The organism is Butyrivibrio sp. VCB2006 (assembly GCF_000420945.1).
Taxonomy (GTDB): Bacteria; Bacillota; Clostridia; order Lachnospirales; family Lachnospiraceae; genus Butyrivibrio.
Window position 1 is genome coordinate 65,090 of the sequence record NZ_ATVX01000017.1, and the last position, 24,776, is coordinate 89,865.

At 41.3% G+C, this 24,776-nt stretch carries 21 protein-coding genes and 1 rRNA gene; 16 read left to right on the plus strand and 6 right to left on the minus strand.

The annotated features are described in order from the left end of the window. Positions 1-66 precede the first annotated feature (66 nt). Both G613_RS0114470 and G613_RS0114475 read left to right on the plus strand, forming a co-directional pair. The gene (locus G613_RS0114470) at positions 67-2,205 is read left to right on the plus strand and encodes an ATP-dependent helicase (RefSeq protein ID WP_029233298.1); all 2,139 of its coding nucleotides are present in this window, start codon (positions 67-69) and stop codon (positions 2,203-2,205) included. 54 nt (positions 2,206-2,259) lie between these two features. Further along, entirely contained in the window at positions 2,260-3,246 is a 987-nt protein-coding gene (locus tag G613_RS0114475) for a DUF3048 domain-containing protein (RefSeq protein ID WP_029233299.1), read from the plus strand. A 59-nt stretch (positions 3,247-3,305) separates the two neighbouring features. On the opposite strand, the gene G613_RS0114480 is transcribed toward G613_RS0114475, so the two are convergent. Genes G613_RS0114480 through G613_RS0114490 form a run of 3 tightly spaced genes read right to left on the minus strand, consistent with a single transcriptional unit; the run spans position 3,306 to position 5,630 of the window. After that, positions 3,306-4,058: a putative ABC transporter permease gene (locus G613_RS0114480; protein ID WP_029233300.1), complete on the minus strand. Its 753-nt coding sequence runs from the start codon at positions 4,056-4,058 to the stop codon at positions 3,306-3,308. A 48-nt stretch (positions 4,059-4,106) separates the two neighbouring features. Further along, positions 4,107-5,180, minus strand: coding sequence for a radical SAM/SPASM domain-containing protein (locus tag G613_RS0114485; RefSeq protein WP_029233301.1), 1,074 nt, complete (start codon positions 5,178-5,180; stop codon positions 4,107-4,109). 12 nt (positions 5,181-5,192) lie between these two features. After that, entirely contained in the window at positions 5,193-5,630 is a 438-nt protein-coding gene (locus G613_RS0114490) for a hypothetical protein (RefSeq protein WP_029233302.1), read from the minus strand. A 181-nt stretch (positions 5,631-5,811) separates the two neighbouring features. Between G613_RS0114490 and pdxR the strand changes: the two genes are divergently transcribed. Both pdxR and G613_RS0114500 read left to right on the plus strand, forming a co-directional pair. Further along, positions 5,812-6,909, plus strand: a complete 1,098-nt coding sequence (gene pdxR / locus G613_RS0114495; RefSeq protein WP_029233303.1) for a MocR-like pyridoxine biosynthesis transcription factor PdxR — start codon at positions 5,812-5,814, stop codon at positions 6,907-6,909. Positions 6,910-7,030: 121 nt separating this feature from the next. After that, a complete protein-coding gene (locus G613_RS0114500) occupies positions 7,031-8,443 on the plus strand; it encodes a GGDEF domain-containing protein (RefSeq protein WP_029674979.1) in 1,413 nt (470 codons plus the stop codon). A 17-nt stretch (positions 8,444-8,460) separates the two neighbouring features. On the opposite strand, the gene G613_RS19595 is transcribed toward G613_RS0114500, so the two are convergent. Then, positions 8,461-8,637 (minus strand): DUF4060 family protein, encoded by a 177-nt coding sequence (locus tag G613_RS19595; protein WP_155828101.1) that lies wholly within the window; start codon positions 8,635-8,637, stop codon positions 8,461-8,463. Positions 8,638-9,014: 377 nt separating this feature from the next. Here G613_RS19595 and G613_RS0114515 point away from each other — a divergent pair, with 377 nt between their 5' ends. From G613_RS0114515 to G613_RS0114560, 9 genes are all read left to right on the plus strand, one after another. Then, complete coding sequence (locus tag G613_RS0114515; protein WP_029233305.1) at positions 9,015-10,763, plus strand: hypothetical protein; 1,749 nt, start codon at positions 9,015-9,017, stop codon at positions 10,761-10,763. Positions 10,764-10,919: 156 nt separating this feature from the next. After that, on the plus strand, positions 10,920-11,951 hold the full coding sequence (locus G613_RS0114525; RefSeq protein WP_029233306.1) for a LacI family DNA-binding transcriptional regulator: 1,032 nt from the start codon (positions 10,920-10,922) through the stop codon (positions 11,949-11,951). Between the two features lie 193 nt (positions 11,952-12,144). Next, positions 12,145-13,773, plus strand: a complete 1,629-nt coding sequence (locus G613_RS0114530) for an ABC transporter substrate-binding protein (RefSeq protein ID WP_029233307.1) — start codon at positions 12,145-12,147, stop codon at positions 13,771-13,773. Positions 13,774-13,864: 91 nt separating this feature from the next. Beyond that, positions 13,865-14,800, plus strand: a complete 936-nt coding sequence (locus G613_RS0114535; RefSeq protein ID WP_029233308.1) for an ABC transporter permease — start codon at positions 13,865-13,867, stop codon at positions 14,798-14,800. 24 nt (positions 14,801-14,824) lie between these two features. Further along, positions 14,825-15,721 carry a carbohydrate ABC transporter permease gene (locus G613_RS0114540; RefSeq protein WP_029233309.1) on the plus strand — a complete coding sequence of 299 codons (897 nt, stop codon included), beginning with the start codon at positions 14,825-14,827 and terminating at the stop codon, positions 15,719-15,721. Between the two features lie 15 nt (positions 15,722-15,736). Next, on the plus strand, positions 15,737-17,242 hold the full coding sequence (locus G613_RS0114545; RefSeq protein ID WP_029233310.1) for an alpha-N-arabinofuranosidase: 1,506 nt from the start codon (positions 15,737-15,739) through the stop codon (positions 17,240-17,242). A 187-nt stretch (positions 17,243-17,429) separates the two neighbouring features. Beyond that, entirely contained in the window at positions 17,430-18,212 is a 783-nt protein-coding gene (locus G613_RS0114550) for a basic amino acid ABC transporter substrate-binding protein (protein WP_029233311.1), read from the plus strand. Between the two features lie 10 nt (positions 18,213-18,222). Further along, positions 18,223-18,909 (plus strand): amino acid ABC transporter permease, encoded by a 687-nt coding sequence (locus G613_RS0114555; RefSeq protein ID WP_029233312.1) that lies wholly within the window; start codon positions 18,223-18,225, stop codon positions 18,907-18,909. Next, positions 18,896-19,633, plus strand: a complete 738-nt coding sequence (locus G613_RS0114560; RefSeq protein ID WP_029233313.1) for an amino acid ABC transporter ATP-binding protein — start codon at positions 18,896-18,898, stop codon at positions 19,631-19,633. The genes G613_RS0114555 and G613_RS0114560 overlap by 14 nt, the downstream gene beginning before the upstream one ends. A 46-nt stretch (positions 19,634-19,679) precedes the next feature. Here the strand turns inward: G613_RS0114560 and G613_RS0114565 are convergent, their stop codons facing one another. Then, positions 19,680-21,539, minus strand: a complete 1,860-nt coding sequence (locus G613_RS0114565) for a diguanylate cyclase (protein ID WP_029233314.1) — start codon at positions 21,537-21,539, stop codon at positions 19,680-19,682. Between the two features lie 96 nt (positions 21,540-21,635). On the opposite strand from G613_RS0114565, the gene dtd reads away from it, so the two are divergent. Continuing rightward, complete coding sequence (gene dtd / locus G613_RS0114570) at positions 21,636-22,094, plus strand: D-aminoacyl-tRNA deacylase (protein WP_029233315.1); 459 nt, start codon at positions 21,636-21,638, stop codon at positions 22,092-22,094. Here dtd and G613_RS0114575 read toward each other — a convergent pair. Further along, positions 22,077-22,757 (minus strand): hypothetical protein, encoded by a 681-nt coding sequence (locus G613_RS0114575; protein ID WP_029233316.1) that lies wholly within the window; start codon positions 22,755-22,757, stop codon positions 22,077-22,079. The genes dtd and G613_RS0114575 overlap by 18 nt on opposite strands. Positions 22,758-22,918: 161 nt before the next feature. Here G613_RS0114575 and G613_RS0114580 point away from each other — a divergent pair, with 161 nt between their 5' ends. After that, on the plus strand, positions 22,919-24,292 hold the full coding sequence (locus tag G613_RS0114580) for a sodium-dependent transporter (protein ID WP_442852306.1): 1,374 nt from the start codon (positions 22,919-22,921) through the stop codon (positions 24,290-24,292). Between the two features lie 280 nt (positions 24,293-24,572). Continuing rightward, positions 24,573-24,776: ribosomal RNA gene (locus tag G613_RS0114585) — 16S ribosomal RNA — on the plus strand; the annotation flags it as partial.

Sequence of the window (24,776 nt, forward strand, 5' to 3'; positions counted from 1 at the left end):
GAAATAGATCTAAGTTCATTTTTAAGACCCGGAATGATATGATATAGCAATGAAATGAAAGGCAATATGGAAATGAAGAATGAACTACTGACCACGTCTCCCTGGTCCGCTTTAAGCGATCAGCAGCAGGAGGCGGTAAAGACTGTGGAGGGGCCGGTTTTATTATTAGCGGTTCCGGGAAGCGGTAAAACGACGGTTCTGGTGAACAGGCTGGGCTACATGATCTACAACATGGGGATAGAACCGGAGCATATACTTACACTTACCTATACTGTCGCAGCCACTAAAGATATGGAGCAGCGATTTAGAAAGATATTTGGTGATAAAGAGGCTTCAAGGCTTGAATTTAGGACCATAAACGGCATTTGTGCCAAGATAATAGCGCATTATGGAAGGCTCATAGGAAAGACATCTTTTGAACTGGTTACAGATGAGAAAGTAACGGGTAAAATCCTGACAGATATATATTTGAAAGTGGTGGGAGAGTATCCGACAGAAAGTGATATCAAGGGCGTGCGCACGCTTATCACTTACTGCAAGAATATGTGCCTCACAGAAACAGAGATAAAGGGTGTCGGAAAAGATCAGGGGATAGACCTTTACAGGATCTACGAAAAATATAATAACGAGCTGAAAAGCCGCAGCCTTATGGACTACGATGATCAGATGATATATGCCTACAGAATGCTTAAAGGGTCAAAAGAGCTGCTGGCGTACTATCAAAATGAGTATAGATACATATGCGTGGACGAAGCTCAGGATACCTCCAAGATACAGCATATGATCATCTCTCTGTTATCCGGAGAAAAGGGCAATCTTTTCATGGTGGGAGATGAGGATCAGAGTATTTACGGATTTCGTGCGGCATATCCGGATGCGCTTCTTAATTTTGAAAAAGAGCATCCGGGGGCGAAAGTGCTTGTTATGGACAAGAACTACAGGTCTAATGCAAGAATAGTGGAGGCGGCAGATCTTTTTATACAGAGCAATAAGAGCCGCCATGCCAAGCATATGTGTGCGACCAAAGAGCCCCAGAGTGATATTCGTATAGTGTCTATGTCAAGCCGTGAGGCGCAATACAGCTATCTTTTTAAAGTGGCTGAAGATTTGGATACGCAGACAGCAGTGCTATACAGGGATAATGAGAGTATTTTGCCATTGATTGATATTCTGGAAAGGGAAGGGCTATCTTATAGGATAAAAAGCGCTGATATGGCTTTTTTCACCCACAGAGTTGTTGTAGATGTTACCAATATGCTCATGTTTGCCCTAAGGCCGTCGGATCCCGAGCTATTTATGAAAATATACTTCAAGTTCCAGACCTATCTCAAGAAGCCGGACGCGGAGTCTATGTGCTATGTGGCGGATGGAAGGCATTGCGGAATACTGGATGCGGCAGAGTACATTGACTTAAACAGCAGGATTTTGGGAAATTGCAGGTCACTTCGGACTCACTTTAGGAATATGGCCTCAGAAACGCCCTATAAAGCTATCAACAGGCTCGAGAACTATATGGGGTACGGAGAATACCTTAAGACCAATAATATAGATACTAACAAGATTTTTATCCTCAAAATGCTGGCAAAAAAAGAGAGCACTATAGAAGGCTTTTTGGACAGGCTGGAGGAACTTAGGACTATTCTGACAGAAAAAGATACAGACTATAATTCCAAGCTGATTTTGTCCACGATCCACTCCAGCAAAGGCCTTGAGTATGACTCTGTAATACTGATTGACGTCATCAACGGAGTTTTCCCCAGTAAAGTAGTCAAAAAGACAGAGAAGGCTTCCCCTCAGGATATCAGAGATTTTGAGGAAGAGAGAAGGGTTTTTTACGTTGGAATGACCAGGGCAAGAGAAAAGCTCACTATTTTCAAGTATGACGACAAATCCTCTGTTTTCGTAAAAGAGCTTCTGGGAAAGGAAAAGAAGCAGACCACGCCCCAAAAGCAGGCACTAAAACTTACGGTTACACCTCTTTTAAAGAAAAAGACAGCTGAACCGGTTTCTACGACAAATGCTCCCAAACAGCTTATTATCGGGGAAAGGGTTGTTCAAACCAAATACGGTGAAGGAACAATCACTGATGTAGATTATGATGAAGACGAGATTCCAACTAAATTCACAGTCTCTTTTGACTCGGGAACGGAACGAAAATTTGTCTACCCATTTGCTTTTACCATGGGCATGAAGGTAATTGGCTAGATTGTATTAACTGTGTTATCATTTAATATATTTATTGACGAAAGGGAGTCTATTATGAGGTTGAAAAAAGTATTGGGACTGGCTACAGGTGCGATTAGCGCATTGATGCTGTCAACTACAGTTTATGCCGGAACATCTGAGCTTACCGGATTGGAAATCAGTGATGCTATTGTGGCGCAGAGGCCGGTAGCGATCATGGTGGATAATGAAAAGAAAGCTCTTGCGCACTATGGTACAGCAGAGGCAGATATTGTTTATGAAATGATGAATAGTACTGCAAATGGCCGTGTTACAAGGCTTATGTGTCTGTACAAGGATTGGGCGAATCTTCAGCAGACAGGAAGCATCCGCAGTACGCGTACAACAAATGTTATGCTGGCTGATGAGTATAATGCGGTTCTGATCCATGATGGCGGGCCGTTCTATATAAAGAGTTATCTTGCACAGCCTTATGCAGCCCATATCAGCGGCGGATTCACAAGAGTTAAGAACGGTAAGCCTACAGAGTTTACTGAATATGTATTTGGCCAGGAACTGGTAAACAGATTTGCCAAGAGCAAGATTTCTACTACATATACATATGGACCTGAGAGACCTTCTCATTTTGTTTTCACAGCTGCAGATACTGATCTTGTAAGCGAAGCAGTTGTAAATGTTGTAGATCTGAGCAACATATTTGTTCACAATAAGAGCCAGCTGTTGTTCAATCAGGGTACCAGAACCTATGATTACTACGAGTATGGCAGTCAGCATCTTGATGCAGAGGATGCACAGCCCCTTACTTTTAAGAATGTAATCTTACAGAATACATCTTTTACTTCGCTTGATAAAAATGGTTACATGACCTATAACGTAGTTGGTTCAGGAAGCGGATACTATCTGACAAACGGAAAGGCAGTTCCAATCACATGGTCCAAGGCCAGTGAAACAGGCATGACTCATTATTTTGATGCTGCCGGAAATGAAATTGCAATCAACAGAGGTAAGACCTACATAGGACTTGTTCCATCAGATACATGGAATAAACTGGTATTCAATTAAATATCGAACGATATTAAAAGCGCGGGTTTTCGTTGAAAACCCGCGCTTTTTGCTAATAATTACAGTCTGCTTTTTAGATGCTCAATAAGTTTTTGCTTACTTTCTGCCAGCTCAAGAGATAGTTTCTTTTCAGGAATATATTTTTTCATATTTCCAAGAATTCTCTTCTGGTTAAAGGACAGTCTGGTAGAATACAGCTGGGCCAAAGCCTCAGTTTTACTGGCCAATTTTTCATAATTGTCCTGAGCTCTTGCGTTAAACTCCTGATGCATTTCCTCGACATTTTTGAGAAGTGCGTTAAGACTGGCTTCCGTAAGGGCGAAGTCTGCACCGAATATCATTGCAAGTACAAGAGCAAAGAATACTGTGACATAAGGATTAAACAATGCTCTGGCGTCGGTTACAAAAGGAATCAGATATTTGACGATAAGTACACCTGCAACTCCAAAAGCTATGCTGACCGGGACACATATTCTGCCCTGAATGTTAAGGGGCATGTGACTGTAATCCCACCATCTTGCATGGAATCTCTTTTCCAAAACCCATGAAGTACCAAACTCAGCCACGGCACTTCCTATATAACAGATAATAAATATTCCCCAGATAGGGAAGCTTGGATCAGATAGGGCAGGGAAAAGACTAAATACTATGGAAGTCACTACAACGCAGGAGCCATAAATCGGGCATATGGGACCGAATAAAAATCCTCTGTCTGCCCATTTCTTCTCATTGGCAGTGCAGTAGATGGATTCCCATACCCATCCAAGGAAGCTGTAAAAGATAAATTCTATAAAATACTGTGCAATTAGCATTAGAGAACCTCCGAGTCAACTGTTATATAACATATTTAAAATATATAATTATCTCCATAATTCAGAAAGGCAAACTCTCTGCTGACCATTCTCAAAATCCCAGGTATGGCAGGCTCCGCCCATGCAGTATTTGCGATCCTGACAATCTCTGCATTTATCGTTATCCTGAGCCTTATCCCGTCTGAAAACCTTAAATTCATTGCGCCAGATGTCGGAGAATCTCCTGTCATGGATATTCCCCTGTATTGTAGCCGGTGTTTTGGCTATATCAAGGCAACCTGTGACATCACCATTACAGGTAATGCTGGCTACGGTAGTTCCTGCCATGCAGGTAAAATACCAGTCTCGAACTTCGCGTTCGTAATCGAGCCCCAAATAATGGCTGCAACCATAGCTTACAGGCATGTTGTCAGCTCTTTTGCTGCGGATAAAATCAAAAAGAGTGCGCTGGTCCTCTATAGTCATGGCGCGGTCCGGATATTCAAGTGCTCTTCCGATGGGCTCAACGCCGAGAATACGCCAGGCATCAATATCTATACCGCACATAATCTCATAAAGTGCATCCAGTTCATGAATTGTCTCGTGGTTTACAACGGTTGTGACCATGATTGATTCAAAACTGCCCACGTCAATGAGATTCTGTATGCCCTCCATGGCTCTTTTGTAGGCGCCGGGAAGGCCTCTTAAACTGTCATGGGTCTTTTCCAGACCATCGATGCTGACAGATATAGTATTCATGCCACAGCGCGCCAGCATCTGCGCCATTTCCGGCGTGATCAGAATTGCGTTTGAGGTCATGCCCCAGCGAAAACCAAGCTGATGAGCATAGCTCATAACCTCTTCAAAGCCGGGATAGAGAAGTGGCTCTCCGCCGGTAACGTTTATCTGAGGTAAATGGTCAGCGAAATCTTCTTTGATCTGGCCGAGAATTCTTTTCCACTCGTCTGCTGAAAGCTCTGAAGACTTCACGTCTCCGCAACTGGAGCCGCAATGCCAGCAATGTTCATTGCATCTAAGGGTAAATTCAAAGAACAGCTGATGCAGGATCGGCTGTTCAAAGAGCTCTTTGTGTACTTTGTATTGGATATCTAAATGGGATTGTTTAAGCTTTCTTCCGTTCATGTTCCGCCTCTGTTACTTACTTTCCACAGGTGGTCCATAAACTGTAGGGATAGGATTATCCTTGGGATTAAAGAATTCCAACTCGCTGGTATCAAGAGATGCGGAATTCATGGCGCCAATTGCGTCTTCTCCGGAGACTTCCCCTACTTCGGAAAAAGAAACCTTGTTTGTAGAAGCTGCGGAGGCAGATGCTTCCGATGCTGCGTCCGCTGTTCCTGATTCTGTAGCAGCGGAAATAGGAGTAGCAGAACTACTCTCACTGGCGGAATCATCTGCAGTGGGCTTTTTAGCGTTTTCGTCATTTATACTCATTTCCATACTTGCTCCTTCTGTATTATCCGGAATAACTGCAGGTGACGGAGCTGGCCCATAAGCAGCACAGGCAGTAAGAAACAAACCGGTAATGCCTGCTGTAGTTCCTATAACAACATGCTTTTTCAATCTTTTCATAATTTATCCTCGTTATTGTAGCTAATAACTGCATTTATGTTATTCCTATTCTACCATTCCCTCTTTTTCGTGGCAAATAAGAGAGATTACTCATTTATAGCACTTTACAGTCAATTTGTAGAAGGTTATCATAAATCTGAACATATTAATTTTGTGAAAATGATTAAAAAGGTATATCCAGATGAATTACAACATTGATAAAACCACCTCAGAACCTGCATATATTCAGCTATACAGACATTTGGTAAAAGATATAGTGGCGGGAGCATATGAGTATGGGACAAAACTTCCTTCAAAGCGAGTAATAGCAGCAGAAACAGGCCTTAGCGTCATCACAGTAGAGCATGCGCTTACTCTTTTAAACGACGAGGGATATGTTGAAACCAGGCCAAGAAGCGGAGTCGTGGTAACCTACAGAGGCGATGATTTTCTTGGAGGAAAAGAGCTCCAAAAGGCGAAAGTAACTGAATCTTCAATTGCGCAACCTTCGGGGCCCCTAAGGACCAGCGATTTCCCATTCTCGGTTTTGACTAAGACCATGCGAAGAGTGATGTTGGATTATGGAGAAAAGATATTGGTAAAATCACCCAATCCGGGCTGCATAGAGCTTAGAAACGAGCTATGTCTTTATTTGGCAAGAAGTAGGGGAATTCAGGTTAAGCCGGATCAGATAATAATCGGATCTGGTGCAGAGTACCTTTACGGCTTGATCGTTCAGCTTCTTGGAACAAAGAGAGTTTATGCTATAGAAAATCCTTCATACAAGAAGATACAGGATGTTTATGAGGCCCTTGGCGTTACCTGCGAGAAACTGACCATGACCGGTGAGGGTATTTCTTCCAAGGAACTTGCTGAAACAAAGGCTCAGATACTGCACGTGACTCCTTTTAACAGCTATCCAAGCGGAGTTACAGCCAGTATTTCCAAGAAACTTGAATATATCAGGTGGGCCAAGCAAAGAGATGGAGTTCTTATAGAGGATAACTACGATTCAGAACTTACAGTTTCAAGAAAAGCTGAAGAGCCTCTGTTTTCAATGGATAAAGAAACAAGCGTTATTTATTTAAACTCTTTTTCCAGAACAATTGCCCCATCCATGCGAATTGGCTACATGATACTACCTGAGAGTATGGTACCGGAGTTTACAGAAAAGCTTGGGTTCTATTCCTGCACTGTGCCAATATTCGACCAATATGTTATAGCAGAACTGCTTAAGAGTGGCGATTTTGAGAGACATATTAACAGGGTGCGAAGAAGAAAGAGAAGAGGAGAAAGATAGAGAAAAATCAAATTATGTGTTATCATTATATAGACATATTTTGCTATTAAATTATGTTAAAAACTAATTGGGGAAGTTGCTTAAAACACTTGTTTTTGTAGATTTGATAGGAGTAAAGCCTTTGGAAGTATCCCAGAAGCCCTTGAAAAGAAGCATCTTCATATTTACATTGGTGTTCATTACCCTTCTTTGCGTTGTCTTGAGCGTTGTTTCTTACAAAGCATACACCAATTCTTTATACAAATCTTACGATAAACGAATGCTGGATATCATTAACTATGTTGATACACATATTGATATCGAGGATCTTTCAGAGTGCGTAGAAACAAAGGTTGAGTCTGAGAAGTTTAAAGTGCTCTTTGCGTTTATGGACTCTATCATGGAAGATTTTGACATTCATTATCTTTATATCATTGCCCCTGCATACGAGAATGGATCACCTGTAATCATGAACGTCATATCGGCAGATACTGCCTATGGAAGAGAAACAGATCCTGATGGATATTATTTGGGGCTTATTCTGGAAGGCGTATATGATATCGAAAATGCCCAGCTCTATCTGGATATGATGGAGAAGGACGATATTTCTTACTTCAAGAATTTTAGTTCCTGGGGATATGATTATACTGCGCTTCAGCCTTTGATTAATTCAAAAGGTGAGCATTTTGCAGGGCTCTGCGTAGATATTGAGGTTGATGATGTACAGCGAGCCATCAGAAACTATACAATTATCAATATTGTCCTTATTGTTTTTTTAGGAGGAATGTTTATTACATTATTCCTTATCTGGATGAATCAAAATGTTATGGAGCCTATCAGCAAACTTGAGAAGGCCGTGGTATCTTTTGCCAAGAGAAGCCATGATCAGTCTAATCCGGATCTTCTTAAGTTTGAAGATCCCCATATTCATACCCATAATGAAGTAGAATCTCTTTCCGATGCTGTTAATCAGATGTCAGAAGATATGCAGACATATGTAAAAAATATCCTTGATGCCGAGGGTAAGGTTGAGGATATGAAAAATCAGGTTACTCAGATGGATGTAGTGGCCCATCAGGATGCACTGACTCATGTCAAGAATAAAGCCTGGTACGATAAGGTTCAGGAAAGGGTGAATGAGGATATTGCAAATGGCAAGGCCCGCTTTGGAATTATCATGGCGGATCTTAACAACCTCAAGAAGATTAACGATAATTATGGTCATGAGCACGGAAATGACTATATTTTCGGCGCATGCCACCAGATATGTTTAATATTTGATCATTCTCCTGTATTTAGAATAGGTGGAGATGAGTTTGTAGTTCTTTTGGAAAATAAGGATTATGAGAATAGAAAAGAGCTTATATCTCAGATGAAGTCTGCTTTTGAGCTGTCTTCAAAAGATGAGTCCAAAGAGCCTTGGGGGCGCTATTCAACTGCTATCGGTGTGGCAATTTACGACAGCGCATCTGATAAGTGCATGAACGATGTTTTTAAGCGCGCTGATGAGAATATGTACAAGGATAAGGTTGCATCTAAAATGGCAAGAGAGTAGGGATTATAACCTAATGCTCAGAATAAGAACAGAACTGCAAAACATGCAAGAGCTGCAAGAGCTGCTGCTATAGACAGGGCTCTTTTTCTTATGACAGAAACATCCACATATTTGCCGTTATAATTAACCGTATCAATTATTTTATGGTTCTTTTTATGTAAATGTGTGTTGGTATTAACAGTATTCTCGTACATGTAACTACCTCCTGAGGGTGATGCTTCACCACTTTCAGATTAGTTTACGACAAGAATATGTTCTAAATTTGTTGTTGAGATAAAAAAACCATAATTATAATCTTAAATTTTTCTTAAACGTTTTCGGAATGTGGTTTCGATACTTGACTTTTTTTCGTTATGGACAGATGAAAAGAGCTAAGGCCTATCTGATCGGCCACTTCGGCCTGAGTTATATTTTCAGTGGAATTTTCAACAATGTAATTGCAGGCAGAATGGATATACTGCCAGGTTGAGCCGCTGTTATGCACTTTATAGCCAGTTACGTCCAAGAATGGCGCATAGGAATGTATATTTTAATAGAGTAAGAAGGGCAGAACATTAAAAGGAGACCGGATATGGCACATTTTAAGAATTTCAAGCTGACAGTTTATTGTGTAGCGCAGATATTGGAAAGACTGGACGTTGAGACAGTCAAAAAACAGTACGAGTTTCTGGAGAAGTATGTGGGCCTTGATAAAGTCTATCTGGAGCCCTATAGAGACGGGCACTGGGTTGATAAAGGCAAAATGAAGGACTACATAGACTTCTTTAAGAGTAAGAATGTGGAAGTGGCTGGTGGTTTTACCACTGTAGTGCCTGATATTGATCAGGAGGATTCCAAAAGGCAGCGTATTTTCGGCACTTTCTGCTATTCAAATCCCAAGATGCGTGAGTACATAAAGAAGGTTTCGGAATATTGCGCAGAGCAGTTTGATGAGGTTATTCTGGATGACTTTTATTTTACTAACTGCACCTGCGAAGACTGTATAAAGGCCAAGGGAGACAGAACCTGGGTTGAGTTCAGAAAAGAGCTTATGAAGGATGTGTCAGAAAATCTGGTTGTAGGACCAGCCAAGAAGGTTAATCCTAATGTCAAAATGATCATAAAGTTCCCTAACTGGCGCGAATCTTACCACGCAACCGGGTACAGACCGGATGTGGAGAAAGATATATTTGATATGGTCTACACAGGCACTGAGACTAGAGCCAGTGCATATCAGGACCAGCATCTTCCTACATACCTTAGCTACAGTCTTGTGAAATGGATGGATGCAGCTTCAAACGGAAGAAATCATGGAACCTGGTTTGATACATACCAGTGCTGGCCGATAGACGATTACCTTGAGCAGGGATATCTTTCTGCTTTTGCCAAGCCTGAAGAAATAACTCTTTTCCAGTGGACGGATCTTATTGATAATAAGTTGGTTACTCCTCTTGGCTTGCAGCTTACAAGAATCGACAATATGCTTTCCAAGACCGGAAAATCCGCAGGAATTCCGGCTTATATTCCATATGCTTCTGAGGGTGAGAACCATGTGGAGGACTTCCTTGGAATGCAGGGCTTTGCTCTTAATCCGACACCTCTTTTCCCGGAAAGTGGCAGTGTTCTTGTAACAGAGAGTTCGCATTACGACAAGGAAATCATGAGTAAGATTAAGAACCTTCTGGTTAACGGTGGAAAAGTATTTGTAACTCCAGGATTTATGGCAAAGGCTCCGGAAAAAGAGTGGAAGGATTTGAGCAGTGCTTATCTAACCGGAAGAAAATTGTCAGTTACCAGATATTATAAAACCTACGACCCGGCAGGATATATAGAGAATATTGAGCCGGTTGCTTTTGCAGATATTCAGCACTCCAACAACATGTCCTGGTCACTTCTTAATGGAGGATGTGGGGAATACCATTCGACTCTTTTCCTCAAAGATACCTATGGAAAGGGACAGATGTATCTTATAAATGTTCCGGAGAATCCTTCAGATTTGGCTAGAATTCCCGAATGGGCGATGGATGCCATCAAAGAAGAGTTTAACTATGGCGGAATATATGTATCGGGCAATAATGTATCGATTTTCCACTATGATAATGATACGTTTATCTTATATGCACATGTTACAGGCAAAGCTCATCCTATTCACGCAACAATTCACATTAAGGATGAAAATGCCAAACTTTTCCAGCTCTTTGCACCCAAGCCATGGCCTGAAGAAAGAGAGCTTGAACTAACTAAAAAGAAAGTGAGATACGATTTTACGGAGCGCTCCGAGCTTGTTGGCGAAATGATTTTAAATCCCGGCGAGTTCTATGAATTCAAAATAACAAGATAATAGTGCATATCAAATAATTAAAAGCAGGACTCTTTTGGAAGAGCTCCTGCTTTTTCTTTTTGGCTTGCAAATCCCGGTTAAAAATAATAAAATAATTAAAACGATTAACAAGGCGATAATACTGCGCGATATAGAGATTACCATGGGAGATTTAAAATGATAACCTTAAAAGAGATAGCAAAAGAGTGCGGAGTGTCAACAGCTACCGTTTCCAATATCCTAAATGGCAAGAATAATGCCAGCGAAGAGACCAGGGAGAGAGTCCTTAGCGTAGTTAAAGAGCGAGGTTACAAGCTTAATTATGTTGCGCAGGGCTTAAGGCGTCAGAAGACCCAGACCATAGGCGTTATTGCTGAGGATATTGCGCAGTTTACTACCCCTGAGATCATTGAAGGTATCATGGAAACCTGCGAAGAGAGGGGCTATAGGACCATCGTTCAGAATCTAAGACTATACTCCAGATGGCAGGATCAGTGGTTTGACAATGACAAGATGTACTACTCTATCATGGATCCGGCGGTTCAGGAGATGGCTTCCATCAGAGTTGACGGCATAGTATATGTTGCCGGTCATGCCCGTAAGATCCATAGATTTCCCAGCGATTATGACATTCCTTCAGTCCTGGCATACGCCTATTCTCAGGAAAAGGATGTCCCTTCTGTTGTCATAGATGATGAAGAGTCCGCAAGAACAGCGGTCAGACATCTGATTGAAAAAGGACACACCAAGATTGGTGTTATGGCCGGTGAGCAGGAGAATATTCACACTAAGCTTCGTATCCTCGGCTATCAGAAGGCTCTTTATGAGGCCGGAATCCTGTATAATCCGGAGCTTGTGGTATATGCAGGATGGGGCAAGGAACTTAGCTATAATGCTGCCCAGAGCCTTTTGGACAAGGATGTGACAGCTGTGTTTTGTATGAGTGACAGAAATGCCGGTGGTGTTTATAAATATCTTTTTGAACATGGCAAGGAAGTTGCCAAGGACATTTCTATCATTGGCTTTGATAACGAAGTAATAGCAGATTATATGACTCCGGGACTTTCTACCATGCAGATTGAGTTGGGACAGATCGGCAAACAGGCCATGGAGCTTTTGTTTGATAAGATGGAAAATAAGGATATACCTGAGGAAATCAAGGTTCCTTGTACTCTTGTTGAAAGAGAATCTGTTGCAGAACTATCCTAATAATCAGGTTAAACGTTTAAGATTTGTGCAATTTGCATACCTTTTACTGGCATTAATCATTATATGTTAACAAAATGTATATATTTATCGATAAAGCGTATTGACAACCAGAAATGGTTGTCATATTCTTTAATCAAGAAGTTAATCGATTAACAAAATACAGGTATGAAAATTTTCTATGTTGGAGGGTACTATGAAAAAGAAAATAGCTTCTTTATTACTTAGTATGACCACAATGGCTATGGTTCTTAGCGGATGTGGTTCAAGTGCTCCTGAAGCAACTACTGATGGCGGCTCACAGACGGCGGCTGTATCAGATAGTGGTAGTGCAGGAGGGGCAGCCAGCGACAAGGCTGCACAGGCCATTGCCGATCGTAAGGCAGAGGCTGAGAAATCAGGCGAATACAAAAAGGTAGTTATTTCTTTCTTTGACTGGACTGGAAGACCAGCAGGCCTCGATAGAATTAACGAAGCTTTATCAGAGCATACAAGAGAAACACTTGGACTTGATGTAGAGCTTCAGATTATTGATTCTGCAGCATATGGCGACGACATGAAGCTGATGCTTTCATCAGGAGAACAGGTAGACATTTTCTCAACATGTATTTTGGGTTACAACCCATCAATCAACAACGGATACATTCTTGATCTTGAAGAGAACGGAATGTTTGATGACTACTGCAATGGTATCAAAGAGAAGGTAAGATCTGATTATTTGGATGCCTGCAGAGTTGGCGGAGTTCTTTATGGAACACCTCCTATCAAGGATTATGCGATCGAGACCTGCGCTGTATGTATTGGACAGGAATATCTTGATGGTATCGGATATGACGTTTCCAAGCTTCCTACAGGAGACCTTGGATATCCTAAGGCTACTTGGGATGACATCAACGATATTTACGCCCAGCTTCATGAAAAGTTCCCTGACAAGTATGTAATGGCTATTCAGGATAACGAGCTCACACAGGGTAGCTCAGTTGATAACATTGCAGGTGACTATTTCGGAACACTTCTTGATCCTCAGAACTCTCTTAAGATCGAAGATGTATATTCATCAGATATCTTCAAAGAGTGGGTTCAGAGAGCATATGACTGGAATCAGGCTGGATATCTTTCACAGGATGCTCTTACAGATAAGACCGGTGCATCAGCTAAGGTTAAATCAGGATCATACATGGCTATGATGGCATGCTGCAAGCCTGGTTACAAGACACAGATTTCCGGTGAGTGCGGAAGAGATATGGTTGTATTTGACGTAGGCGAGAGCTTCATGAGTTCCTCATCAGTATCATCATTCCCTTGGTGCATCAACCAGAACACAGAAGATCCTGTAGCGGCAATCCAGGTTCTTGATGCTCTTTATACAGATTCAGTTATTGAAGGACTTATGTGCTGGGGCCAGGAGGGCAAGGAATACAAGGTTAATGCAGATGGAACAATTACTTACGCTGATGGCGTAGATGCTAACAACTCTGAGTACTATCCTAACGTTCTCTGGCTTATGCCTAACCCATATGTAACATATGTATGGGAAGGAGATCCACTTGATCTCGGCGTACAGATGGCTGCATTTAACGATAACTGCACATGTAAGTCCAAGGCTCTTGGATTCACATGGGATAACACAGATTATGCAGCAGAGTACACAGCTCTTAAGAACGCATATGATGAGTTTGGACCTAAGGTTGTTTATGGTTTCGTTGAACCTGAACAGGGTATTGCAGAGCTTGAAGAGGCTTTGAAGGCTGCCGGACTTGAGACATACATGCAGGGCAAGCAGGAAGCTTTGGACGCTTGGGCAAAAGAAAACGGAATACAGTAAGTTGATAGTAGCTCCGGCTATCCTCTCAAATGGCGATAGCCGGAGTTTCTTTATCTAAATACATTGCCTTATATGGGGAAAGAGGCAGAAAATGGCATCTAATAAGAATACGACAAGAAGAAAGAAAAAGAATATCAAAAGATACATACCGCTTTATATCATGGCATTTCCGGGGCTGTTGTATCTTTTCATAAACAATTATCTACCACTTCCGGGGCTGGTTCTGGCCTTTAAAAAGTTCAATGCTAAAAAGGGCATATATGGCTCTCCTTTTGTAGGCTTTAAGAATTTCAAATATCTTTTTGCCACGAAGGACGCCTTTGTCATAACCAGAAATACAATATGTTATAACCTGGTATTTATTCTGGTTAACACGATTCTTGCCATATTTGTGGCGATTCTGCTGGCAGAGATGACTTCCAAAGTCAAAAAGGCTTATCAGTCATTTATTCTTTTGCCATACATGATTTCCATGGTTATAGTAAGTTACCTGGTGTTCGGCTTTTTGTCCACAGAGAACGGATTTATTAACAACACAATTCTGAAGGCTCTGGGCAAGGATCCAATCGCCTGGTACATGGAAAAGAAATACTGGCCATTTATTCTCGTTTTTGTCAGCGCCTGGAAAGGCATTGGTTACAACTGCGTAATTTATCTTGCCAGCATCCTTGGAATAGACAGAAGCATCTATGAATCTGCTTCTATCGACGGAGCTTCCAAGTGGCAACAGATTTTTAAGATTACGATTCCACTGTTAAAGCCAACTATCATCATGATGACACTTCTGGCTGTAGGAAGAATCTTTTATTCGGACTTTGGTCTCTTTTATCAGGTTCCACAGAATCAGGGCGCGCTGTTTAGTGTAACCAACACAATTGATACCTATGTTTACAGAGGCCTTCTGGAGCTTGGCGACATGTCAATGTCTTCCGCGGCAGGTCTTTATCAGTCAATTGTAGGATTTATCCTGGTTCTTGGTTCTAATCTGGTGGTAAAAAAGATAGATCCGGACTATGCATTATTCTAAGCTAAGACTTCGAGGTGATTTCAGATGAGAACACGAGAGGAACGAAACTTTCAGATACTAGCTCATATCGTAATGACGATACTGTCTCTTTTGGCGGTGGTGCCATTTGTGCTTTTGGTCATATCTTCTTTTACTGATAATGACGTTCTTATTTCAAATGGTTATTCTTTTACTCCTGAGAAATGGAGTACTTATGCATATGAGTATATATTTAAAACAGGAAACTCAGTACTTCACGCATATTACATTTCTATTGTGCTGACAATCGTTGGAACAGCCCTTGCGCTTGCAATCACAACAATGCTGGCCTACGCACTGTCCAAACCGGATCTTCCGGGCAGAAATGTATTTATGTTCCTGGTTTTCTTTACACTTTTATTTAATGGCGGTCTGGTGCCAACTTACATCGTTTATACAAACACACTTGGTATAAAGAACAGCTTCTTAGCGCTTCTTATTCCGGGACTTTTGATGAACGGTTTTAATGTAATGCTGATGAAATCCTATTTCTGCAGCAGTATTCCTACAGAAATACTTGATGCAGCCTATATTGACGGCGCAACTGAGTTCAAAACTTTTATGAGTGTTGTGCTTCCGCTTTCCAAGCCAATAGTGGCAACTATAGGTCTTTTTGCAGGAATTGCATATTGGAATGACTGGATGAATGGTTATATCTACCTGACAAAGAGAACAGACCTGTATTCGGTACAGAATCTTTTGAACAGAATGATGCAGAATATTCAGTATTTGTCACAGAATAGTGCAAGGGTACAGGACGCAGGTGTTGGACTTGCTTCCATTCCATCAGCTTCCGTCAGAATGGCAATGGCTACCGTTGGTGTATTGCCAATTCTGGTGTCATATCCGTTTATTCAGGGCAACTTTGTTAAGGGAATTACCTTAGGAGGCGTTAAGGGGTAATAAGGGGAAAATAATATGAAACTTCATATAAATGAAAATAGAAAACTAAGTCACATTGAACCTGAGGTGTATGGTCACTTTTCCGAACACCTGGGCAGATGCATTTATGGCGGTCTCTTTGTGGGGAAGGACAGCAAAATCGCGAATGTCAACGGAATGCGTAGTGACGTAGTTGATGCGTTAAAAGAAATAAAGGTACCGGTGCTTCGCTGGCCTGGCGGCAACTTTGCGGATGAATATCATTGGATGGACGGTATTGGCCCCAAAGATAAGCGTAAAAAAATGATCAATAACCACTGGGGCGGTGTTATTGAGGATAACAGCTTTGGTACACACGAATATTTCGAACTTTGTAAGCAGCTTGGCTGTAAGACCTATGTAAACGGAAACGTTGGAAGCGGCACTGTAAGAGAGATGAGCGAGTGGGTTGAGTACATGACCTTTAACGGCGTGTCTCCAATGGCTGAGCTTCGTGCAGAAAATGGTCATAAAGAGCCCTGGACTCTGGATTATATCGGAATCGGTAATGAAAACTGGGGCTGTGGCGGAAACATGACTGCTGATTACTATGGTAATAAATATAGAAATTACCAGACCTATATCCGCAATTATGGGGATAAGCCTGTTAAAAAAGTATGCTGTGGGCCTAATTCCGACGATTACAGGTGGAGTAGCGAGGTTCTGGAGACCTGCTTCAGACATCCGGCTCCTGCAGGCACCCATGGCTTTATGGACGGCTTTTCTGTTCATTATTATGTAGTTGTTAATTCCTGGGAACACAAGGGCAGCGCCAAGGAGTTCTCCAAGGAAGAGTATTACAGAGCAATGCGTAAGGCTTACTACATGGATGAGATCATTACTCGTAATGATGCTATTTTGTCTCAGTATGATCCAGACAAGAAGATTGCCATGCTTTTGGATGAATGGGGCTGCTGGCACGACGTTGAAGAGGGCACAAATCCGGGATTTTTGTATCAGCAAAACTCCATGAGAGATGCTCAGGTAGCTGCTGCAACTCTCAATATCCTCAACAAGCACTCCGACAGAGTTAAGATGGGATGTCTGGCGCAGATAGTGAATGTGCTTCAGGCAGTGATCCTCACTGAGGATGATAAGATGGTACTCACGCCTACATATCACGTATTCCATATGTACAGATATCATCAGGATGCAGATCTTTTGGAAAGTTACCTTGAGGACGTCAAGGATGTTGGTATTGGCGAAGATGTGGCTGCAAATGTCAATGAATCGGTATCAATCGACAAAGATGGCGTTGTTACCATAACACTTAGCAACATCGATGCAGATGAGAACAATGATATTGATATTGACTTCAGGGATAAAGAGATTGAGTCTGTAGAAGGTTTTGAGCTTTCAGGAGACATGATGGACTACAATACATTTGATGATCCATCTAAGGTTCGCGAAAAGAGCTTTGAAGGCTTTAACTTTGAAGGCAGAGAAGTAAAGGTTAAGATGAAGCCCTGCAGCTTAGTAACTTTAAGGGTTAAACTCAAATAATCAGGAAAAATATAAGTCGTCGCATTAAATTGCGGCGGCTTATTTTTGCATTTTAATACATTTTTTGGAGCGAATTTAATTTTTTACTTGATAAAAATTAATAACACTGTTATATTATACATAAAAGTTGCATAAATATTCATTAATTGCATAAAACAAAATTACGATATTAGTTTAGGAGGCCATTATGAAAAAGAAAATTATTTCAGCAGTACTTGTAGCAATGTTAACAGTAGCTTCACTTGCAGGATGCGGCAATACAGCTGCAGAATCTACAACAGCAGAAGGCACAGCAAGTGCGCAGGGAACTTTAGTAGTTGGAACAAACGCAGCATTCCCTCCATTTGAATATGTTGGTGATGACGGACAGCCTGATGGATTCGATATTGCGCTTATCAAAGCTATCGGAGAGAAGATTGGAATGGATGTCCAGATTCAGGATATGGAATTTGATTCACTTGTATCATCAATCGGAAGCAAGATCGATGTAGCAATCGCAGGAATGACCGTAACAGAAGAAAGACAGAAGACAGTTGATTTCTCAGAGTCTTATTACGAAGCCGTTCAGTCTGTAATCGTTCCAAAAGGTTCATCAATTGCCAGCGCAGAGGACCTCAAGAATCTCAAGATTGGTGTTCAGCTTGGAACAACCGGAGAATTTATTGCAGATGAAATTGAAGGCGCCGAAGTTTCAGCGTACAATAAAGCTGTAGATGCTGTTAATGACCTTAACAACAATCGTGTTGACTGCGTAATCATCGACAAGAATCCTGCAGAAGTATTCGGAGCACAGTTTGCTGATAAGGTTGATGTAATTCCCGGAACAAGCTTTGATTTTGAGCCTGAGTTCTACGCAATTGCCCTTCCTAAGGGAAATACAGACCTGGCTAACAAAATCAATGCAGCTATCCAGGAATTAAAGGCTGACGGAACTTATGATAGTCTCGTTAAGCAGTATATTGAGGAGTAATTAAGATCACATGACACTTTATGAACGTTTTATAGCAGCATTTGTGACCAGCGACCGCTGGAAGCTTTATATTTCAGGACTTGGTATAACTCTTGAAATCGCTGTATTTGCAGGAATTCTCGGTATTATCATAGGAACCATTCTGGCGCTTATGAAATTGACCACAACTGAAGATGGCAAGCCTACTATTGCCAGTCATATCGCCACCATTTATATTGACGTGATAAGGGGAACACCAAGTGTTCTGCAGCTTCTCATTATGTGGTTCATTATCATGGCTTCCTCTAACAATGGAATCCTGGTAGCATCTTTGTCTTTTGGTATTAACTCAGGTGCTTACGTATCGGAGATTGTCCGCGCCGGAATTATGGCTGTAGATAAGGGACAGATGGAGGCAGGAAGAAGCCTTGGTTTATCTAAGGGAACTACAATGCGATATATTGTCCTTCCTCAGGCAATCAAGAACATCATTCCACCACTTGGTAATGAGTTCATCACTCTGATAAAAGAGACAGCTATTGTAGGATATGTAAGTCTTACAGACCTCACACGAGTTGCGAACCAGATAGCATCCAGAACCTATGACGCTTTTATGCCTCTTATAGGAGCAGCTGTTATTTATTTCGTTATCATCAAGCTGCTTATTATATTCCTTGGATATTTGGAAAGGAGGATGCGTAGAAGTGATATCCGTTAAAAATCTGTGCAAAGAATTTAAGAATACCGACGGGACTGTTACACAGGTTCTAAAAGGTATCAATTACGAGATAAACAAAGGAGAGAAGATTGTTATTGTTGGTCCTTCAGGCTCAGGAAAGAGTACTTTCTTAAGATGCCTCAACATGATGGAGAGACCAACCTCCGGTCAGATTATCTTTGATGGTGTAGATATTACCGATCATAAAGTGAACATCAATAAAGTAAGAGAGAGAATGGGAATGGTATTCCAGAACTTTAATCTCTTCAATAACCTTACTGTTATGCAGAATATTATCCTGGCTCCTGTTAAGCTGGGGATAATAACAGAGGCTCAGGCCAGAGAGAAGGCCAAAGAACTTCTGGAAAGAGTAAATCTTCTTGATAAGGCGGATGTATATCCTGCTTCACTTTCAGGCGGACAGAAGCAGAGAATTGCGATAGTCAGGTCTCTTTGCATGAATCCAGAGGTAATGCTCTTTGATGAGCCTACTTCAGCCCTTGATCCTGAAATGGTAGGTGAAGTTCTTGATGTTATGAAGAAACTTGCAGATGAAGGAATGACCATGGTTGTAGTTACCCATGAAATGGGCTTTGCAAAAGAAGTAGCTACAAAGGTTCTTTTTGTGGATGAAGGAAATATTCTTGAAGAGAATACTCCCAAGGAGTTTTTCGAGAATCCGCAGAGTAAGAGATTACAGGACTTCCTGTCCAAAGTATTATAAGAAATATAGAAGGCTGTGCAGAATCAGACTGCACAGCCTTTGTTTTTTAACTAGTCGGAGCTTCGCTTTTCGTTTTGCGTTTCATTTCGTACATGCGCTCATCGGCTTTACTTATGATTTTGTTGATTTCCATGCCGTTTTCATAAACGGTGCTGTAAACACCAGTGCTGGCGGATACTTTAAAGCCAATCTCTTCGCTGGCGGCTTCAAGCTTCTCATCAATGTCACTGCAAATCTTATCTATGTTGTGATCACCAATCACCAGGGCCAAAAGTTCATCTCCACCGGCTCTTACGCAAGGAGTGCCTTTTGGGCAGGATTCCTTAAGAGCGGTAGCAACCGCAAGAATGGCCTGATCACCTGCCAGATGACCACGATTGTCGTTTATCTGCTTAAGTCCGTTCAAATCCTGCATGATTACAGTGATTTTTGTACCCACAATTGAAGGATCATCAAACATCTCGTCCACTATGGATCTGAATGCGAGTCTGTTATACAGGCCTGTAAGAGCATCATTCTGGTACATTTCACGAACCTTGTCCATAAGGTACTTCTGGTAGATATTCATTACATACCCACCAATGCTCATCTCAAAGCAGTTAGTAAGGTTCGGAGTCTGGTTGTAATCAATAAGCATAAGGCGAGGATAGGAGTAACATACAAATCCCGGACATTTATCCATATAAACCAGGCTGTTGAAAATAATAGGCTGCCCGGTTTTCATTAGTTCGTCCAAGTGTGGGATGATTTTATCCGGTTCATAAGGATAGAAATTATCTTCCTCGTCATAGGAGTCGTAAATTACAAGCTTTTCGCCGCTTTCTACATCGTCATAGAAGAAGTTCTTTTCAAGATTAAAACAGGATTTCTCAACCACAACCTGAGCGTGTTTAGCGTGGTTTTCCTTGATATATCTGATATTACTATGCAGATCTCTTCCCACCAGGAACTTGGAAATAATGGTCTGCATTGCATGAATTTCATCCTCATGATGGTAAAAGAGATTATTAAGTTCACTTACAGTGGCTACAACGTGCAGATCCTTGCGTGGACAACCGCAGCTTTCATTAGGTATAAATACAGGCTGGATCCACTTGGTTGTGCCTAGATTGCCATTAAAAACATCCGTGAGGGCTTCGTCTACAGCGTGGGCCAATAGGTTGCTGTCACAAATAGCAGTTGTTATTCCGGGAGATGACATGAATGCCTCATCAATTCCGTCAAATCCGGATACTATTATATCCTCCGGTACTCGTATTCCAGCTTCATTAAGCACGTCACAGACGTTAATTGCCATGATATCATTGGCGCAGATTATTGAATCAGGAAGTTCGTCTCTCTTCAGAAGCTCAGCAGTTGCGGCTCTACATGGAAGAGCCCAGAAATCACCGTAGCTTAGCATGCTATCGTCAAAAGACATATTGTTGTCAGCCAGGACTTTTTTGAAGACTTCGATTCTTTCATCAGAAAAGATGTTATTCCTGTGGCCGGCCATGAAGTGAGGCCTTTTGACCTTGTGATCCTCGATAATATGTCTTACAACCTTTTCAAAGCCACCGGCATAGTCATAACGCACAGATGATACATTCTCGAACTGACCGTCAACAACAATCACAGGAACGTTGTTTTCATTAGATTTGTCAATGATACGTTGACATACCTCTCGGCTCTTTATCTTTTCATTCATGATAACTACAACGTCAACTTTGTCGTAGGGAATAAGGTCAAAAACTGCAGCCTCGGCAGAATCATTGTCTATAACACCTATTTCCGAATTCAAGGTGTAGATAAACAGAGAGCAGTCATGCGCAGGCAACAGCTTACCAAGCTCTGCTAGAAAAGCGAACTCCGTAGCTTCATATATTCCATATGTACATAATGCGACAATCTTTTTCCCATTGATCATTAACTTATGCCTTCCCCAATTAATACCTCATAGATTACATTTTAGCACAACAGATAATATAATTGATATAAGAAACGTAGGAGGAAATGGCAGAAAATGAGAGCAGTTATTACCAGAGTATTATCAGCGTCAGTTAATATAGAAGGAAAAGAGGTTTCTTCTATAGATAAAGGTTTCCTTGTGCTTCTTGGAGTACATAAGGATGATACTAAAGAACAAGCAATTAAGATTGCCGATAAGATATGCGGTCTTAGGGTGTTTGAAGATGAAAACGGTAAAATGAATATCAATCCGGCAGATGCAAAGGCAAAACTTTTGATTGTCAGCCAGTTCACTCTTTATGCGGATTGTAGTTCAAGACGGCCTGGCTTTTCTGAGGCTGCCAGACCGGAGATTTCAGAACCACTTTATGAGCTGGTGGTATCAGAGTGCAGAAACAGGGGCTTTGAGGTCGGCACCGGTGAATTTGGTGCTGACATGAAGGTGGCTTCTGTCAATGATGGACCAGTCACAATAATTATCGATGTAGATAATAAATCAAACAACAGCAAGTAACTTGTTTTTGATGCAGATTTTGGCTGCAAGGATCCTTTCGGAAGAATCCTCAAATTCAACAACTACTTTTCCTGAGGCAATGGATTTAATTGTTCCCTGACCGTACTTGGCATGGGCAACAGTGCAGCCTTCAGGATAAATCTCTCGAATCTCATCATCTGTAAGCTCAGGCTCTGCCACTTTCTGTGGTTTAACAACTACAGGAGCGGAAGTCTTAGGCTTGGGCTTATAGGTATCATTTTCGCACAGACATTCCAATATTATGTCCAGATTATCATTGGTAAAAAATATGATTTCGTGAGGCAGGTTCTTGTCGGTTTCGTTGAGCTGAAGTACTCTGTTGCCATTTTTGATGAACAGGATTGCCTTACTGCCGACTTCTTCATAGCCCGTGATCATGTCTTCTATTTCATCTTTATCATTTTCTTTTAAAACAATAGCAAGACCCTCTGAGTCAGCCATTCTCTTGATTGCATTATAGTCTTTTTCTGTAGCATGAATCTGATAGCGATCGTACAACAGAGTGTTTACGTTGAGGATTGAGCCTTTTTCACCGAACTGACAAAGCTTATTAAGGTCTTCGTCACGTTTCATGGTCATTTTAAGACCCTTTTCCTGAATAAGTTCACATGCTTCTTCGTAAGAATATAACTGATTATCCATATACTATTTATGTTCCTTTACCTTAGTCTAAAAAAAATCGCACAAGAAGGTATGTTACTACATCAAATTTCCCATTTCAATATGGAAATATTGACCATATGTGTCTGAAATAATACAATAACTGATTGTGTGTAAACTAAGATAAAGAAGTGGAGATTAGAATTTTGAAACACGATAAAAGAGGTTCATTTTCGGGCAAAATTGGTTTTGTATTATCTGCAGCAGGAGCATCTGTAGGACTTGGTAATATCTGGAGATTTCCATATCTCTGTGCCAAGTACGGCGGAGGAATATTTCTTATAGTATATGTTCTTTTGGCTCTTACCTTTGGATATACAATGATCGTTGCGGAAACAGCAGTAGGCAGAGCAACCAAGAAAAGCCCTGTTGGTGCGTTCAATAGTATTAGTGGTGGTAACAAGGCCATGAGCCTTGGCGGATGGATCAATGCAATTATTCCTATATTGATTGTTCCATATTATTCAGTTATTGGCGGATGGGTTTGCCGTTATCTTTTTGAATATATTGTTCATGACGCAAGTGTTGTGGCCGGAGAGACATTTTTTGTCGACTTTATTACCGATGGCGTGGCATCAGAAGTGTGGTTTGTGGTATTCGCAGCTCTTGTAATGACTGTAATCTTTATGGGAGTAGAGGGCGGAATTGAGCGTGTATCCAAGCTGGTTATGCCTGTGCTTGTAGTACTTGCGGTGATTATTTGTGTATATTCAGTAACAAGACCGGGTGCACTTAGTGGAGTTAAGTACATGTTTGTACCTAATTTCAGTAATTTCTCATTGATGACTATAGTAACAGCTATGGGCCAGATGTTTTACTCATTATCAATTGCTATGGGTATTTTGATTACTTTCGGTTCATACGTTAAGAAGGAAGTCAGCATAGAAGCTTCAACCAAGCAGGTTGAGTTCTTTGATACTATTATTGCGGTTCTTGCCAGCCTTATGATCATTCCTGCCGTATTCTCTTTTTATAACGGAGATGAGAGCATGCTTAAGGCAGGCCCTTCACTTATGTTTATAACAATGCCTCAGATTTTTGCCAGCATGGGATTTGGTAGAATCATTGGTATATTGTTCTTTGCGCTGGTTTTGTTTGCTGCTGTGACAAGTGCTATTGCACTTACAGAGAGCGCAGTTTCTACATTTTCAGATGAGTTTAAGTGGAGCAGAAGACGTGGCAGCATATTCATGATTGTTATTATGCTGGTACTTGGAAGCCTTTCCTCTCTTGGAAATGGTCCCCTTAGCAATACTACTATTATTGGAATGCAGTTCCTTGATTTCTTTGACTTCCTGACAAACTCGGTAATGATGCCAATTGCAGCATTTGCAACCTGCGTTCTTATTACTAAATTCATGAAGATCGAGAAGCTTGAGGCAGAGGTAGAACAGGATGGTCATTCTTTTAAAAGAAAAAGAATTTTTTCTTTCATGATCAGGTTCATTTGCCCGGTTTTTGTCCTTATAATTTTGGTTAGTGCAATACTGAACGTTTTCGGAATTATTAGTATGTAAGCGGGTTTGACGGATTTGGACTGTGCGATTAAACGCAAGAAAAAAATTGTTAAAAAAGTTGTTGACACTAATTGTACCCAGTGATATATTTGTATTCGTTGCTGCTGCGGACAGCACACAAGCGAAACAGTAGCAATTGAGCTAATTCTAGGCTCATGTACTTTGACAAATAAACAGTAATGCAACCCTGAAAAATTCCAAGAGAATTATTCAGAACAAAAATTAGTAAATAACGGACAGAACAAAAGCCAAGCTTGAGTTTTGGCCAGATCAAACTTTTAAACGTGAGAGTTCGATCCTGGCTCAGGATGAACGCTGGCGGCGTGCCTAACACATGCAAGTCGAACGGAGATTTGACGCTGCAGAGACTTCGGTCAAAGCTTGTTAAATCTTAGTGGCGGACGGGTGAGTAACGCGTGGGCAACCTGCCTCATACTGGGGGATAACAGTTGGAAACGACTGTTAATACCGCATAAGCGCACAG